The organism is Streptomyces sp. NRRL S-1813 (assembly GCF_000719605.1).
Lineage (GTDB): Bacteria > Actinomycetota > Actinomycetes > Streptomycetales > Streptomycetaceae > Streptomyces > Streptomyces decoyicus.
The window spans coordinates 301,647-316,479 of the sequence record NZ_JOHB01000006.1; the positions used below are offsets into that span (position 1 = coordinate 301,647).

A 14,833-nucleotide genomic window follows, 5' to 3' on the forward strand; every position below is an offset into this window, starting at 1 on the left:
GACGTCAGCGTAGTTGGCGCAGAGGGAGACGGGCGCGCACCCGCCACTCGCCGCCGTCCGGCCCGGTCTCGGCCTCGCCGCCGAGCAGCGCGGCCCGTTCGCGGATGCCGCGCAGGCCACGGCCGCCACCGGCGGGCTCCGGGGGCGCGGCGGGCAGTGGGTTGCGTACCTCCAGTTCCAGTACGTCGGTGTCGGCGGCCATCCGTACGGACACCGGCACCGGGCCCGCGTGCCGCAGCACATTCGTCAGGGCCTCCTGCACCATGCGGTACCCCTCGCGGGACACCGGACCGGGCAACGTCTCCAACGGGCCGCTCAGTTCGGCGCGCACCGTCGAGCCCGCGGCCCGAGCCGACTCCAGCAGCCGCTCGGCATCGGTGAGCGTGGGCCGGTCGGCGGGCCGGGGAGCGTCCTCGCGCAGCAGACGCAGCGCCCGCTCCAGATCGGCCAGCGCCTGGCGCCCGGTGTCTTCGATGGCGGCCAGCGCCCGCTCGGTGAACTCGGGCGAACCGGCGGCACGGGCCGCGCCCGCCTGGACGACGGTGACGGTCAGCGCGTGGCCGATCGCGTCGTGCAGCTCCTGGGCCAGCCGGTTGTGTTCCAGCATGCGCTCCGTACGGGCCTCCAGTCCGGCCAGCCGCTCCGCGGCCGAGGGACCCAGCAGCAGCCGTGCGGCGCCGGCCATGAGCGCGCCCGCCCCGACGGCGACGGCCGACAGCAGGACGAGGGGAAGCGGTGCGAGCAGCCCGTACCACCAGTGGGGCGACTCGATCGCCGGCAGGCCCTTGAGGTGCGTGGGGCGCCCTGTGGCAGCCATCATGAACGCCCAGGCCAGCAAGGGGAGTTGCGCAGTCAGGGCCGACAGGGCAACGCCCGCCTCGAGCCGCAGCAGCAGCCACACCGCCGTACGGCCACGCTCGCGCCAGGAGCCGGACGGGGTCGTGGCGATCCCGGAGGCGGCGCGCGCAGTGCGGTCGTGCGGGCCCGGAGTCAGCAGCAGTTGGGCCTGGAGCCCCTCGACGCGGCGGACCACCGGTATCAGGGCGGCGAGTGCGAGCAGTGGCAGGGGGAGCACCGCCATCCACAGCCACGTCAGCCATCCGCCCGCGAAAAAGGGTTCGTTGTACAGGAAGCCGGTCAGCACCCCGGCCACCGAGGCGATCAGCAGATGCAGCCAACGGGTGTAGGTGACGGCTCGGAAGAGCGGGCGGAGAACGTTGGGGAGCGAGGGGGGCACCCCCTCATCGTGGCAGCGGCCACCGGCCCGCGGCCTCCCCCGGCCGGGGGAGGCGATCCCCGACGGCGGGGGAGGCGGGCGGGTGGGTACGGCCGACAGCCTTGCGGTATGACCCCTATCGAAGTCCAGCAGCTGACGAAGGTCTACGGAACCGTGCGCGCCGTGGACGCTCTCACCTTCCGAGTGGAGCCGGGGCGGGTCACCGGGTTCCTCGGTCCCAACGGCGCCGGCAAGTCCACCACCATGCGGATGGTCGTGGGTCTGGACCGTCCCACCTCGGGCACCGTCACCGTCGGCGGCCGTGCCTTCCGCGCCCTGGAGCACCCGTTGCGGCACGTCGGGGCGCTGCTCGACGCGGGCGCCGCCCATGGGGCCCGGCGCGCCGGCGACCACCTCCTCGCCCTCGCGCACAGCAACCGCCTCCCGGTACGGCGCGTGGCGGAGGTCCTGGAGGAGACCGGGCTGTCGGCCGTGGCGGGCAAGCGGGTGCGGACCTTCTCGCTCGGCATGCGGCAGCGGCTCGGCATCGCGGCCGCACTGCTCGGCGACCCGGCCGTGCTGATGCTGGATGAGCCTGCCAACGGGCTGGACCCGGAGGGCATCATCTGGATCCGTACGCTCCTCAAGCGCCTCGCCGCCGACGGCCGTACGGTGCTGGTCTCCAGCCACCTGATGACCGAGACCGCCCTGACCGCCGACCACTTGATCGTGCTGGGGCGCGGCCGGCTGCTGGCCGACACCGCCATGGACACCTTCCTGCGCGAGCACACCCGGCGCAGGGTGCGGGTACGTACGTCCGAAGGGCCCCGGCTGCACGCCGAGCTCACCCGGGCCGGGTGGGCGGCGGTGCCCGACGGCCCCGGCGGCTGGGTGGTCGAGGGCGCGGAACCCGCCGACATCGGTGCGCTTGCCGCCCGCCGGGCCATTCCGGTCCTGGAACTCGCCGAGGAGGCGCCCTCGTTGGAAGACGCCTATCTGCGGCTGACCGCAGACGCCGGCGAGTTCGTCTCCGCCACCGCGAAGACCCAGGAGGTCTGACGTCATGCACTTCACCGCCGTGCTCCGCTCCGAGTGGACGAAGATCCGCTCGCTGCGTTCCCTGTCGTACAGCCTCTCCGCCATCCTGGTGGTGACCGTCGCGATCGCCTGGTTCGTCTGCGGCGGCCACGACGGATCGGAGGCTCCCTTCGACCCGGTCTTCCACGCCTACTTCGGGCTCAACATCGGCCAGTTCGGGGCCATCGTCTGCGGCGCCCTCGCGGTCGCGGGGGAGTGGTCCAGCGGCTCCGTCCGGGTCTCGCTGACCGCCGTGCCGCGCCGTGGACTGCTGTACGCGGGCAAGCTCGTCACCGTGGGCGGGCTCGCCCTCGCCGTCGGTCTGGTCGCCGGCTTTGCGTCCGTGACCGGGGGGCAGACGCTGCTCGGTGAGGCGGGCGTGAGCGTCGGCTCGCCGGGCGTGGTGCGGTCCGCCGTCGGCTGCGGGATCTACTCCGGGCTGCTCGCGGTGTTCTCCGCCGGTGTCGCCGCGCTGCTGCGCAGCCCCGTCGGGACCCTGAGCCTCCTCGTCCCGCTCTTCCTCTCGCTCGGCCCGCTGTTCGGCTCACTGGACGCCACCAGAATGGTGGGCCAGTTCCTGCCGGACCGGGCGGGACAGCAGATTCTGCACCTTGCGCCCGCGGGGGCGCTCGGGGCGTGGACCGGTCTCGCGGTGATGGCCGGCTGGGCGGCGCTGGCCGCGGCGGCGGGGCTGTGGTCACTGCTGCGCAGGGACGTCTGAGGGCCCGCGCGGGAGTCAATTGTCAGACCCGGGAGGTTTACTGACGGCATGACCATCGACGCGTATCTCACCGTCATCGACCGCTGGCGGCTGCGGGATTTCCCCGTCGCTCCCGGGCGCTCCGCCCTGGTCGAGAGCGGTCCGGGCTTCCACATAGCCGGCCTGCGGGTCAGCCAGGAGTTCTGGGACGCGGACCTCGCCGAGGTGGCGGAGGCCGCGGAGGAGTTCGAGGCCGAGCTGACGGCGCTGGTGCAGGCACTGTCCTTACGGTGGGGCGAGCCCGAAGTAATGGATCTTGCCGACGACTTGGAACGGTCCGCGAGGGGCATACCGGTCCGGCCGCCGTTGGACACGCTGTGCGGCTATGTCCCGCGCATGTACGGCTGGCGGGTGCACAGCCGGTGGATCGGGGTGGGCGTGGGGCAGGGCGACCGCGAGCTGCCCTTCCAGCTGCTGGTGGCGGTGGGGGAGAGGGAGGTGGCGCGGATGGGGGGTTAGCGGGGGAAGGCGGGGGCGAGCGCCGCGGTGACGAGGAGCTGTGGTCTTCCGGTGCTGTCGGCGGGAACGGTCCACAGGTCGGAGCCGAAGTCGCCCGGCAGGGAGTAGACCAGCGTGCGGCCGTCGCGCCAGACGGCCTGGTCGTCGACGTTGCGGTGTTCGCCGGTCGCGGTCTCGCGCAGGGTGCCCAGATCGAGGACGTAGAGCCGCCAGGGAGCGTCCGGGTCGGCGCCCTTGACGCGCTTCTTGTACGCGATGCGGGTGCCGTCGGGGGAGAGCGAGGGGCATTCGACGTTGGTGCGCAGTGCCGTGAGCGTCCTGGCGGTCCGGTCACCGCGGACGAGGTAGGTCCTTCCGCCGGTGGCGGCGGTGGCGTAGAAGCGGTTGTCGTCGGCGAAGGTGACGCCCCAGATGTTGATGTCGACCGCGTGGACCGGGTGTCCGTCGACGGTCAGCGCATAGGTCTCCAGGTTGGCGTCCAGGCGCCAGGTGCGGGTGTCGACGAGGGAGGTGCGGGTGGAGAACGCGGTGCCCGCGTAGGAGTCGCCGCTGACGAAGACGGTCCAGGCGACGGTGTGGCCGCCGGGGGAGACCCGGGCGCGGGTCGGGGTGCCGGCCACGTCGTAGTGGCGCAGTTCGTGCAGGCGCTTGTCGAGGACGACGGCGCGGTAGGTGTCGCGGAGTTTGCCGTGGACGGCCCGCAGGCAGATGCCGGTGCCGGAGGCTTCGTGGAAGCGCAGGCAGCGGACGCCGGAGGCGGTGCGCGGGCCGGAGAGCCGGCCGGCCGGGACGGCAGTGATCTCGTCGCGGTGCGGGCCCCAGGCCATGTTGCGGAACAAGGTGTGGCGCGGGTCGTCCAGGCGGACGGTTCCGGGGGCCACGGCCGGCCCGCCGGCCTGGGCGCGGTCCTTCTGGGCGGCGCGCCCGGCGGCGTGCAGGGTGGCGCCGACGGCGACCCCGCCGAGTACGAGGACGGTGGCCAGCAGGACGAGGAGGCGTGCGGTGCGGCTCAGCGGGGGGCGGCTCATGATGCTTGCTCCGAGGGGGAGGCGAGGGGCGGTGGCGTGCCGGCACGGCGGAGGAGGCGGGCACTGACGGCCGCGGCGAGGGCAAGGCCGACGGTGGCGGCCAGGACGGCGGTGTGGTCGCCCCAGGCGGTCCAGACGGCACCGAAGGCGATCGAGCAGACGAAGCGTGCGGAGGTCTGGCCGGTCTGGACCACGGCGAGCCCGCTGCCGCGGACGTCCTCGGGCACCGCATCGGCGGTCGCGGCCGCCAGCACCCCGTCGGTCGCGGCGTAGAACGAGCCGTGCAGCGCGAGCACGGTACAGACCAGGGCCGCGCCCCCGGCCGAGGGGACGAGCAGCAGTCCGTAGGCGCACAGCAGCGCCAGATGCCCCGCCAGGAACAGCCGCCGGCGGCCGATCCGGTCGGCGATCGCCCCCAACGGCATCGCCAGCAACAGGAATACGGCGGCGGTGCCCAGCGGCAGCACCGGAAACCACGTACCGGGCAGATCCAGCCTCCGTTGCAGGGTCAGATAGAGGAAGGAGTCACTGAGGGTGGTGAGCCCCAGCAGTACCGCGCACCCCGTCAGCCGGCGGACCTCCGGCCGGCCGAGCAGCGCGCGCACCGGCGCTGGTGGTCCGGCCGGGGCCGTCCCGGCGGCGTCCTCGGCGACAGCAGTGGGCTTGACGCCGGCGGTGTCCTCGGCGACAACGGCGGGTCCGGCCGCAACGGTGCCCTCCGTGGCAGTGGTGGCGCGGCGCGGGACGAACAGCAGCAGCACGACCACGCCCACCACGGCCACACAGAAGCTGACCATGAACACCGCGTCATACCCGTCGGCCGCGGCCCGCAGCAGCACGAACGCCACCAGCGGCCCGCACAGCGCGCCCGCCGTGTCCATGGCCCGGTGCACCCCGAACGCCCGTCCGCGGGCGCCCGGTTCGGCGGCCAGTGAGATCATCGCGTCCCGTGGCGCGGTCCGCAGCCCCTTGCCGGTACGGTCCACCGCCAGCACCGCCCCGATCAACGGCAGCGAGTGCACCATCAGCAACAACGGCTTGCAGAGGGCGGAGAGCCCGTACCCCACCACGGCCACCGCCTTGTGACCGCTGCCCCCGCCCCGGTCCGACAGCCGGCCGCCCATCAGCCGGACCAGCGCGCTCACCCCGTTGTAGACCCCGTCCAGCACCCCGAACCCCAAAGGGGACAGCCCGAGTTCGGCGACGAGGTACAGCGGGAGCACGGCCGTGACCATCTCCGAGGAGATGTCGGTGATGAGGCTGACGGTGCCCAGGACGAGCACGGTCGAGGGGAGGGCGGACCCGGCGCGTCGGCCCGGACGCCGGTCCGGTACGGCGCGCCGGTCGCCCGGCGCAGCGGAGGTGGAGGGAGCGGAGCCGCGGTCCGCGAGGTACACGTCAGCCGGCCCAGATGCCGCTGATGTCCTTGGCGTCGGCGGCGTTCCCCGCATGCGAGGTGCCGTACATGTCCTCGAGGGTGCGCAGTACGTCGTAGTGGTTGTAGGTGGTGGCCGAGGTGGCGCCGGCCGTGACCGGCCGGCCGTAGAGCACGGTCGGGATGCGGTTGCCGCTGAGCCGGTTGTCCTCGTCGAAGGTGACCAGCAGCAGGCTGTTGTGGGCCCTGGCCCAGTCGGCGTAGGCCTTGAGGTGGTCCTTCAGCCAGGTGTCACCGGTGGAGACCGAGCAGTCGTGCATATCGCTGCACAGGTTCGGGACGACGAAGGAGACGGTGGGCAGCTTCGAGAAGTCGGTGGGGAAGGCGTCGAAGGTGTGCGCCGAGGCGGTGGAGACGTTGCTGAAGCCGAACCACGGGTTGTGCTTCTGCGCGTACTTGCCGCTCTTGCAGGTGGTGGAGCCCTCGGACGGCAGCGACTCGTTGTAGCTCGCCCAGGACTTGCCGGCCGCCGTCACCTCGGCGGCGAGGTTGGGGGCGTCGCTGAACCCCGGGTCGACGCAGCTGTCGTCGGTGACGCCCTGGGTGTCGCCGGAGAAGAGGGCGTAGTAGTTGGGCTGGCTGGGGTGCGTCTCGGCGTAGGACGCGGTGAGGCTCGCACCGCCGGCGGCCAGGGAGTTGAGGTACGGGGCGCTGGAGCTGCCCATCACCTGGCCGTAGGCGTGGTTCTCGAAGACGACCACGACCACATGGTCGGGGGTGGGTACGGCGGCCGCGGCCGGCTCGGCGCCGAAGCCGGTGCCCGCCCAGATGCCGAGGCCTGTGGTGGCGAGGGCGAACGCCCCGGCGAGCGCGCCAGCCCTGCGACGGCGCGAGCGGCGGATGCGGTGGGAGGAGGAGCTGGAACGCGAGGACGACGGAGCGGGCACGGGGGCCTCCGACGAGAGAGGGGGGCGCGGGCGGCGATAGCGTAGAACCGTCACATCGACATGTACACGGCCAGTAGATGACGCGCAGTCGAACGGTCACCGAGCGGTCGGGGCCGTGTGCCCACGGGCCGCCTGCGGACGGCGTAGGGACGGCCTACGGCCACGGCGCACGGTCTCCGCACCCGGGTCGGCCGGGCATCGGCCGGGCGTCGGCCGGGCACGCGCCGTCAGCCGTACTTGCCGTCAGCGCCTCATGCGTCGTCGTCCGCCGCGAACGCCGCGGCGCGCAGCCGTCCGTACTCCTGTGCCAGGGTCGCCGGCGTCCAATGGGCGTTCAGCCCGCTCGGGTTGGGCAGCGCCCAGATGCGGGTGTCGCCCAGGGTGCGTTCCTGGGGCCCGATCGCGGCGTGTTTGTCGTCGAAGGCGATGCGGTAGGCGGTGACACCGGCGACGGCCAGCCAGTGCGGGCGCAGCCGGGCGACCTTCTCGGCCAGCAGCCGGCCGCCCTCGCGGTACTCCTGGGCGGTCAGTTCGTCGGCCTTGGCCGTCGCCCGCGCCACGACGTTGGTGATGCCGAGCCCGTGGACGAGCAACTCCTCCTGCTCGGCGGGCCGGAACTGGCGCGGGGTGAACCCGGCGGCGTGCAGCACCGGCCAGAAACGGTTGCCGGGCCGGGCGAAGTGATGGCCGGTGGCGGCCGTCATCAGCCCGGGGTTGATGCCGCAGAAAAGCACGCGAAGGCCGCTCGCGGCCACGTCGGGGACGAGGCGGTCGCGAGCGGCTTCCAGCTCTTCGGGGGTGAAGCGCACAGGTCCTCGTGTCAGAGGATCGAGCCGGGGGTGTACGCCGCGGCCTGCGGGTGCTGCTTGGCGATCTCCTCGATCCGGGCGACGACGGACGCCACCTGGTCGGCCGCGGCGCCGGTGAAGGAGAGCTTGTCCGCCATCAGGGCGTCCAACTGCGCCTTGTCCAGCGGGATCCGCGCGTCCGCCGCCAGCTTGTCCAGCAGTTCATTGCGCTCCGCGCCCTGCTCGCGCATGGCCAGCGCCGACGCGACCGCGTTCTCCTTGATCGCCTCGTGCGCCTCCTCGCGGCCCACACCGGCGCGTACGGCACCCATCAGCACCTTCGTGGTGGCGAGGAAGGGCAGGTAGCGGTCCAGCTCGCGGGCGATGACGGCGGGGAAGGCGCCGAACTCGTCGAGCACGGTCAGGAACGTCTCCAGCAGGCCGTCCAGCGCGAAGAACGAGTCCGGCAGGGCGACCCGGCGCACCACGGAGCAGGACACATCGCCCTCGTTCCACTGGTCACCGGAGAGCTCACCGGCCATGGAGGCGTAGCCGCGCAGGATCACCATCAGGCCGTTGACGCGCTCGCAGGAGCGGGTGTTCATCTTGTGCGGCATCGCCGAGGAGCCGACCTGGCCGGGCTTGAAGCCCTCGGTGACCAGCTCGTGCCCGGCCATCAGCCGGATGGTCTTGGCCAGCGAGGAGGGCGCGGCGGCCAGCTGCACCAGCGAGGTCACCACGTCGTAGTCGAGCGAGCGCGGGTAGACCTGGCCGACGGAGGTGAAGGCCTGGCCGAAGCCGAGGTGCCCGGCGATCCGCTGCTCCAGGTCGGCGAGCTTGGCGGCGTCACCGCCGAGCAGGTCGAGCATGTCCTGAGCGGTGCCGACCGGGCCCTTGATGCCGCGCAGCGGGTAGCGGGAGAGCAGGTCCTCCAGTCGGCCGTACGCCACCAGCAGCTCATCGGCCGCGGTCGCGAAGCGCTTGCCGAGCGTCGTGGTCTGGGCGGCGACGTTGTGCGAGCGGCCCGCCATCACCAGTTCGGCGTGCTGGGCGGCCAGCGAGCCCAGGCGCGCCAGCACGGCGACCGTACGGTCCCGCATCAGCTCCAGGGACAGTCGCACCTGGAGCTGCTCGACGTTCTCCGTCAGGTCGCGGGAGGTCATGCCCTTGTGGACCTGCTCATGGCCGGCGAGGGCGTTGAACTCCTCGATGCGGGCCTTGACGTCGTGCCGGGTGACCTTTTCGCGCTCGGCGATGGAGGCCAGGTCGACGGTTTCCAGGACGCGCTCGTAATCGGCCAGCGCCTGCTCGGGGACCTCCACCCCCAGGTCCTTTTGCGCACGCAGCACGGCAAGCCACAGCTTCCGCTCCAGCTTGACCTTGTACTCGGGGGACCACAGCACAGCCAGCTCCGCGGAGGCGTAGCGGCCGGCCAGGACATTGGGGATGCGAGGCTTCGCAGACACAGCAGTCACGTGGTCAGAGTCTACTGGCGGTTTACGCAGGCCAGCGCCCCGGTCCCGGCTGTACGTTCCTCCAAGCCGCGCCCGGAGGCGCGGCACCCTGCGCCGACCGGGCCGTCAGCCCTCGTACGGCAGCAGCTCGGGGCGCTTGGCGGGGCGGCCTTCCGCGACCCGGCGGTGCCCCTCGGCGTTCAGATGCAGCCGGTCGTCCGCCCACAGCCGCGGATCGGACAGCGCCCGTGAGGCGTACAGGTCCACGACCACCGCACCGTGCCGCGCGGCCGCGTCGTCGATCCGCGCGAAGAGCTGCTCGGTCAGGCCGTCGCTCGGCCACCCCTCGTCAGGCCGCGGGCCGCTGCTGTAGCACCAGCTCCCGGAGCACGTCCTCCATCGTCACCAGCCCGGCCAGCCGCCCGTCCTCACCGATCACCGCGGCCAGATGGGTTCGGGACCCCCGCATCGCCGTCAGCACGTCGTCCAGCAGCGTCGAGGCCTTGATCCGTGCGATCGGGCGCAGCGCGGACACCGGGAAGGGGACCGTGCGGGGGGCGGCGTCCAGCGCGTCCTTGACGTGCAGATAGCCGAGGATGCGGCGGGTGTCGTCGACGACGGGGAAGCGGGAGAAGCCGGAATCGGCGGCCAGCTGCTCCAGTTCCTCGGGGGTGATCCCCATCATCGCGGAGACGACCTTCTCGACCGGCAGCACCACGTCCCTGACCGGGCGGCGGCCCAGCTCCAGGGCGTCCCGCAGCCGCTCCTGCGCCCGCTCGTCGAGCAGCCCGGCCGCCCGGGAGTCCTCGACCATCTTCGCCAGCTGGTCGTCGGAGAACGTCGCGGCGACCTCGTCCTTGGTATCCACGCGCAGCACCTTGAGCAGCGCGTTGGCGAGTGCGTTGATCGCGAAGATCACCGGGCGCAGCGCCCGGGTCAGCGCGACCAGCGGCGGCCCGAGCATCAGGGCGCTGCGGACCGGCTCGGCCAGCGCGATGTTCTTCGGCACCATCTCGCCGAAGAGCATGTGCAGATAGGTGGCCAGCGACAGCGCGATCACGAACGAGATCGGGTGGATCAGCGCCGCCGAGATCCCCACCGCGTGGAACACCGGCTCCAGGAGGTGCGCGATGGCCGGTTCAGCGACCGCGCCCAGCACCAGGGTGCACAGCGTGATGCCCAGCTGGGCGGCCGCGAGCAGGGCCGAGACATGCTGAAGACCCCACAGCACGCTGGTCGCCCGGCGGTCGCCGCGCTCGGCGTAGGGCTCGATCTGACTGCGGCGCACCGAGATCAGGGCGAACTCGGCGCCCACGAAGAAAGCATTGACGACCAGCGTCAGCAGGCCCACGAAAAGCTGGAGCGCGGTCATCGGCGGGCCTCCTTCTCCTGCTCGTCGGTGCTGCCGGGGCGGGGGGCGTGCAGCAGCACCCGGGCCGCGCGATGGCCGGCGGCATCGAGCACGTCCATCCGCCAGCCGGTCACCTCCAGCGTGTCGCCGCCGACCGGTATCCGGCCGAGTTCGGTGGCGATCAGCCCGGCGAGGGTCTCGTACGGGCCCTCCGGCAGCCACAGGCCGATCCGCTTCAGCTGGTCGGTGCGGGCGGCGCCGTCGGCCTGATAGACGCTGCGCCCCTCGGTGTCGGTGCCGGCCGGCGCCAGGTCGGGGGTCTCCATCGGATCGTGTTCGTCGCGGACCTCGCCGACCACCTCCTCGACGATGTCCTCCAGCGTCACCACGCCGGCCGTGCCGCCGTATTCGTCGATGACCACGGCCATCGTGCGCCTGCCGGAGAGGCGGTCGAGCAGCCGGTCCACGGTCAGCGTCGTGGGCACCAGCAACGGCTCGCGCACCAGCTCGGAGACCGGGTGCCGGGGGCGGCGCTCGGCCGGGACGGTCAGGACGTCCTTGATGTGCGCCACCCCGACGACGCTGTCCAGGCTGCCGCGGTAGACGGGGAAGCGGGACAGCCCGGTCGCCCGGGTCGCATTGGCCACGTCCTCCGCGGTGGACTGCACCTCCAGCGCGATGACCTGCACCCGCGGTGTCATGACGTTCTCCGCGGTCAGATCGGCGAGATTGAGGGTACGGACGAACAGCTCGGCGGTGTCGGGCTCCAGCGCACCCTCCTTGGCGGAGTGCCTGGCCAGCGCCACCAGCTCCTGCGGGCCGCGCGCCGAGGCCAGCTCCTCGGCGGGCTCCAGGCCCATCCTGCGGACCATGTGGTTCGCGGTGTTGTTGAGATGCCGGATGAACGGCTTGAAGGCGGCGCTGAAGCCGCGCTGGGCGGTGGCGACCTTCTTTGCGATCACCAGCGGATCGGAGATGGCCCAGTTCTTCGGGACCAGCTCGCCGACCACCATCAGGACGACCGTGGAGATCGCGGTGCCGAGGACCAGGGCCACGGAATCCGCCACCGTGCGCGACAGGCCCATCGCGTCCAGCGGTCCCGCCAGCATGGTGGCGATGGCCGGTTTGGACAGCATGCCGATGACCAGGCCGGTGACGGTGATGCCCAGCTGGGCACCGGAGAGCTGGAAGGTCAGGCCGCGCACTGCCTTCAGGGCGCTGTCCGCGCCCCGGTCACCGCGCTCGGCGGCGCGTTCGAGGTCGCTGCGCTCGACGGTCGTCAACGAGAACTCGGCGGCGACGAAGACCCCACAGGCCAGGGTCAGGAGGAGCGCCACGCCCAGAAAGAGCAGGTCGGTCATCGAGTCACCTCCGTCCCATGATCGAACAGGATCGGGAGGTTCGCGCTCTGTCGGGAGGGTGCTCGACAACTAGGAGGCTCGTCCATGGCTGGACGCTCACACACCTTTCACTGGGGGGAGAGGAGACTCCATAGTAAAGGATCAGCAAAGTTGGTGGTCGGGGAAGAGCCCGCCCCTCGGCGGGGCGGGCTCATGGCGCGTTTCGGGTTCGTCGCTCAGCCGTCGAGGCGCCTGACCCAGCGGCTCCACTGCGGCTCGGGCGCGTAACCCGCCGCGCGCCACGCGTGCCGCGCCGGTTCGTTGCGGTCCAGCACCATCGCATCGCCGCGCCGGCCGCCCAGCGCACGGAACCGCTCCTCGGCGGCCGTCAGCAGCGCGCCGCCGATGCCCTGCCTGCGGCGGTCGGGGTGCACGGCCAGCCGGTAGAGATGGCAGCGCCAGCCGTCGAAGCCGGCTATCACGGTCCCGGCGAGGACGCCGTCGCACTCTGCCAGCAGCAGGGCCTCGGGGTCCCGCGTCACCAGCCGGGCCACTCCGTCGCGGTCGTCGCTGATGCTCGTTCCTTCCGCGGCTTCGCGCCAGAACTGCAACACGGCGTCGATGTCCGGGAGGGTGGCGTGGCGGATGTGAAGATCGCTCATGGGGCGAGCCAAGCAGAGCGCCGGTCCGGCCGGCGAACGGGTTCCATGGTGGATGACGAAGCCGTCCAGGACGGTTCCCTGCCGAGCACCTTCTAGGAGCCCGCCGCGCGCCGCGGTTCGCGCCGCATCGCCCACAGGACCGGTCCGTTCTCCGGGAGCCGCAGCTCCTCACGCACGGTGAAGCCGAAGTGCTCGTAGAAGGGCAGATTGGACGGCTTGGAGGACTCCAGACAGGTGGGCAGACCCGCGGCGTCGGCCTTGGCCAGCCCCGAGCGCAGCAGAGCGGCCCCGTGCCCCTGGCCCCGGGAGGCCGGGTCGGCGCCGATCACTGCCAGATACCAGTGTGGTTCCTGGGGTGTGTGCTTGGCGGCCGCCTCGACGGCGTCCCTGAACAGTGGAGCCCGGTCACCGAGGATGTTCTGGAGCTCCTGGACGGTCTCCGCGTCCGGAACGGCCTTGGCCTGCGCCTCCGGCGGCACCCAGAAGGCGGCCGCGGCCCCGGTGCGTTCGCACACGCCGTGGTGGGCGTACTGCCGGGTGAAGAGGGTGGTGAAGTAGCGGCCCAGCCCTGCCTCGCGCGAGGCAGGGCCGGTGAAGAGCCAGCGCATCATCGGGTCGTCGTCGAAGGCGCGGGCCAAGGTGCGGCTGATCAGCGGAGCATCGTCGATCGTTGCCGTCTTCGGGGTATTTGCTCTCGGCATACGGGGCATTCTGCACCCCGGTGTTCCTCGGCGACGGGGGTGGGGTCCGGCTCCGCTCGGGGGCAAGAGGGCAGCCCGACGGCGGGAGTTGGGGCATGGCGCGAGGGAGAGGCCACCGGCGGCCGTGAGGCGTCAGCGGGTGATGCGCCTGCGGGCCCGTACGTGGTGGCGGCGCCTGCGGTCACCAGGGCGGCGGCAAGGAGGCCTTGGTGCAGTGCGGTTGACCCGGTGTCGGCCAGGGCGCCGCTGTCGTTGCCGCTGGTGAAGCTCGGCCCGGATCCGCCCGTGGAGCCGTCGGCAGGAGCGGACTGCGGCCCGGTCCGGCCGGCCGGGAGGCGGACAGGGTCGCCGGGTCGAGCGCCTGGCCCGCCTTGTACATGCCGTTGAAGGCCTTCGCGCCCTCCGCGGTGAGCTTCGCCGGGATGTTCGCGTAGGTCATCGTGCCGCCCGCGCCGCCGCCCGGCTTGAGTCCGCTCAGGTCGAGCGCGGCGAACTTCACGTCGTCCGCGGTCGTGCCGGAGGAGGTGACGTCTGCGGTGATGGTCCCGTTCTTGCCCGGAGTGCCGACCTTGAGGTCGGCGAGCTCGATGTCGAAGCCGTGCGCCTTGGAGGCGAACCGCACACCGCCCTTGAAGGTGGTGGCGACGGCGTGGGTGGCGGTGTCGTAGCTCCCGGTGCCGCGGGAGAACGTGAACGGTCCGGGCCGAAGTGGTGCGGATGGGGCGCGCGCCCTGGGCCGGGACGTCGGCCGAGGACGCGGACGACGCCGCGGTGGCTACCGCAATGGCGGCGACCGAAGCGACCGCGTTCGCCGGCCGGTGGTTCTCCTCGCTGTCCGGCGGTGAACGCGATGGGGCCGTGTGGTGGAGCCGGGCCGACGGCTCGTGCTCCCTCCCCCCCCCGCAAGCCGGTCAGATGTGGCCCTCCCGCAGCGCATAGGCGACGGCGTGGGCGCGGTTGCGCAGGTGGAGCCGGGTGGTCATCCCGTGCAGCACGTTCTTGACCGTGCGTTCGGAGTACGAGAGCTTGCTTGCGATCTCCGCGGTGTCCAGACCTTCGGCGATCAGGCGGATGACATCGACCTCGCGCGGCGCCAGCCCTGCCAGCGTGCCGGGCCGGTCGTCGGCGCTGCGCTGGAGCTGTCCGACCTGTTGGAGCAGCCGGGCGAGCAGATCCGAGGGTAAGTCCCCCTCCCCGCGGGAGGCCGCCAGCACGGCCCGGTACAGCCGGCGGGGGGTGGCCTGGTGGCGCCAGAGGATCGCTCCGACGCCGCACTCGATGACGGCGAGCAGCTCGGCCTCCCGGATCTGGTCCGCCACCAGCACGACCCGTGCCCCGTCGATCCGGACGAGACGGCGCAGCTGAGCGATCGTGGAGTCGTCCATCGTCGCGGTGACAACGACGGCCACCGGGGCCCGGAACTCCCCTCCGCCCTCCACCACCCGCACCCCCCGTTGCTGGCTGAGCTGGCTGGTCACGCCCGCCAGGGAGATCGGATCCGGTGCGCGGACCACGACGGATATCCTCGGCTCGCTCTGATGGTCGGTTGCATGCATCTGGGTTACCTCGTTTTCTGGAGCCCCCGACTCCGGCCTTGCCCCGCCCGCCCTCCGGCGCGCCGCCTTGGCGAGAGGTGCAAGAGCTGCCTGCCGGGACGACGCCGCCCGGGGCTGCC

At 72.3% G+C, this 14,833-nt stretch carries 14 protein-coding genes and 3 pseudogenes; 4 read left to right on the top strand and 13 right to left on the bottom strand.

Annotation, left to right across the window (positions count from 1 at the left end):
• Positions 1–4 precede the first annotated feature (4 nt).
• Positions 5–1,237 (bottom strand): sensor histidine kinase, encoded by a 1,233-nt coding sequence (locus tag IF67_RS0112780; protein ID WP_030985141.1) that lies wholly within the window; start codon positions 1,235–1,237, stop codon positions 5–7.
• A 108-nt stretch (positions 1,238–1,345) separates the two neighbouring features.
• On the opposite strand from IF67_RS0112780, the gene IF67_RS0112785 reads away from it, so the two are divergent.
• From IF67_RS0112785 to IF67_RS0112795, 3 genes are read left to right on the top strand one after another with little or no spacing between them, the layout of a single operon-like run.
• Positions 1,346–2,275: an ABC transporter ATP-binding protein gene (locus tag IF67_RS0112785; RefSeq protein WP_030985144.1), complete on the top strand. Its 930-nt coding sequence runs from the start codon at positions 1,346–1,348 to the stop codon at positions 2,273–2,275.
• A 4-nt stretch (positions 2,276–2,279) separates the two neighbouring features.
• On the top strand, positions 2,280–3,014 hold the full coding sequence (locus tag IF67_RS0112790; protein WP_030985145.1) for an ABC transporter permease subunit: 735 nt from the start codon (positions 2,280–2,282) through the stop codon (positions 3,012–3,014).
• 48 nt (positions 3,015–3,062) lie between these two features.
• The gene (locus IF67_RS0112795; RefSeq protein ID WP_030985147.1) at positions 3,063–3,512 is read left to right on the top strand and encodes a hypothetical protein; all 450 of its coding nucleotides are present in this window, start codon (positions 3,063–3,065) and stop codon (positions 3,510–3,512) included.
• Here IF67_RS0112795 and IF67_RS0112800 read toward each other — a convergent pair.
• The 11 genes and pseudogenes from IF67_RS0112800 to IF67_RS41365 form a co-directional block, all read right to left on the bottom strand.
• Entirely contained in the window at positions 3,509–4,525 is a 1,017-nt protein-coding gene (locus tag IF67_RS0112800; RefSeq protein WP_030985148.1) for a hypothetical protein, read from the bottom strand. The genes IF67_RS0112795 and IF67_RS0112800 overlap by 4 nt on opposite strands.
• 11 nt (positions 4,526–4,536) lie before the next feature.
• Positions 4,537–5,937, bottom strand: coding sequence for an MFS transporter (locus IF67_RS0112805; RefSeq protein WP_030985150.1), 1,401 nt, complete (start codon positions 5,935–5,937; stop codon positions 4,537–4,539).
• A gap of 1 nt (position 5,938) precedes the next feature.
• The gene (locus tag IF67_RS0112810) at positions 5,939–6,862 is read right to left on the bottom strand and encodes an alkaline phosphatase family protein (RefSeq protein WP_420708641.1); all 924 of its coding nucleotides are present in this window, start codon (positions 6,860–6,862) and stop codon (positions 5,939–5,941) included.
• 251 nt (positions 6,863–7,113) lie between these two features.
• Positions 7,114–7,671, bottom strand: coding sequence for a G/U mismatch-specific DNA glycosylase (mug, locus tag IF67_RS0112815; RefSeq protein ID WP_030985154.1), 558 nt, complete (start codon positions 7,669–7,671; stop codon positions 7,114–7,116).
• An 11-nt stretch (positions 7,672–7,682) separates the two neighbouring features.
• Positions 7,683–9,116 (bottom strand): adenylosuccinate lyase, encoded by a 1,434-nt coding sequence (gene purB, locus IF67_RS0112820; protein ID WP_030985156.1) that lies wholly within the window; start codon positions 9,114–9,116, stop codon positions 7,683–7,685.
• Positions 9,117–9,230: 114 nt separating this feature from the next.
• Positions 9,231–9,425, bottom strand: a pseudogene (locus tag IF67_RS41360) (hypothetical protein); the annotation flags it as partial.
• 28 nt (positions 9,426–9,453) lie between these two features.
• Positions 9,454–10,476, bottom strand: coding sequence for a hemolysin family protein (locus IF67_RS0112830; protein ID WP_030985157.1), 1,023 nt, complete (start codon positions 10,474–10,476; stop codon positions 9,454–9,456).
• The gene (locus tag IF67_RS0112835) at positions 10,473–11,816 is read right to left on the bottom strand and encodes a hemolysin family protein (protein WP_030985159.1); all 1,344 of its coding nucleotides are present in this window, start codon (positions 11,814–11,816) and stop codon (positions 10,473–10,475) included. Before IF67_RS0112835 ends, IF67_RS0112830 begins: the two co-directional genes overlap by 4 nt.
• 215 nt (positions 11,817–12,031) lie before the next feature.
• Entirely contained in the window at positions 12,032–12,457 is a 426-nt protein-coding gene (locus IF67_RS0112840) for a GNAT family N-acetyltransferase (protein ID WP_030985160.1), read from the bottom strand.
• Positions 12,458–12,549: 92 nt separating this feature from the next.
• Positions 12,550–13,158, bottom strand: coding sequence for a GNAT family N-acetyltransferase (locus tag IF67_RS0112845; RefSeq protein WP_078889399.1), 609 nt, complete (start codon positions 13,156–13,158; stop codon positions 12,550–12,552).
• Positions 13,159–13,339: 181 nt separating this feature from the next.
• Positions 13,340–13,798 (bottom strand): annotated as a pseudogene (locus IF67_RS41365) (HtaA domain-containing protein); the annotation flags it as partial.
• Positions 13,799–13,863: 65 nt separating this feature from the next.
• Between IF67_RS41365 and IF67_RS44840 the strand changes: the two are divergent.
• A pseudogene (locus tag IF67_RS44840) lies at positions 13,864–14,007 on the top strand (hemin ABC transporter ATP-binding protein); the annotation flags it as partial.
• A gap of 62 nt (positions 14,008–14,069) precedes the next feature.
• On the opposite strand, the gene IF67_RS0112860 reads toward IF67_RS44840, so the two are convergent.
• Positions 14,070–14,714 carry a helix-turn-helix transcriptional regulator gene (locus tag IF67_RS0112860; protein WP_030985169.1) on the bottom strand — a complete coding sequence of 215 codons (645 nt, stop codon included), beginning with the start codon at positions 14,712–14,714 and terminating at the stop codon, positions 14,070–14,072.
• Between the last annotated feature and the right edge of the window lie 119 nt (positions 14,715–14,833).

Bases quoted from the DNA above. Each gene is read 5' to 3' on its own strand.
- IF67_RS0112785 (WP_030985144.1), top strand. From the start codon at position 1,346: ATGACCCCTATCGAAGTCCAGCAGCTGACGAAGGTCTACGGAACCGTG.
- IF67_RS0112790 (WP_030985145.1), top strand. From the start codon at position 2,280: ATGCACTTCACCGCCGTGCTCCGCTCCGAGTGGACGAAGATCCGCTCG.
- IF67_RS0112795 (WP_030985147.1), top strand. From the start codon at position 3,063: ATGACCATCGACGCGTATCTCACCGTCATCGACCGCTGGCGGCTGCGG.
- IF67_RS0112830 (WP_030985157.1), bottom strand. From the start codon at position 10,476: ATGACCGCGCTCCAGCTTTTCGTGGGCCTGCTGACGCTGGTCGTCAAT.
- IF67_RS0112835 (WP_030985159.1), bottom strand. From the start codon at position 11,816: ATGACCGACCTGCTCTTTCTGGGCGTGGCGCTCCTCCTGACCCTGGCC.
- IF67_RS0112840 (WP_030985160.1), bottom strand. From the start codon at position 12,457: ATGAGCGATCTTCACATCCGCCACGCCACCCTCCCGGACATCGACGCC.
- IF67_RS0112845 (WP_078889399.1), bottom strand. From the start codon at position 13,158: ATGCCGAGAGCAAATACCCCGAAGACGGCAACGATCGACGATGCTCCG.
- IF67_RS0112860 (WP_030985169.1), bottom strand. From the start codon at position 14,714: ATGCATGCAACCGACCATCAGAGCGAGCCGAGGATATCCGTCGTGGTC.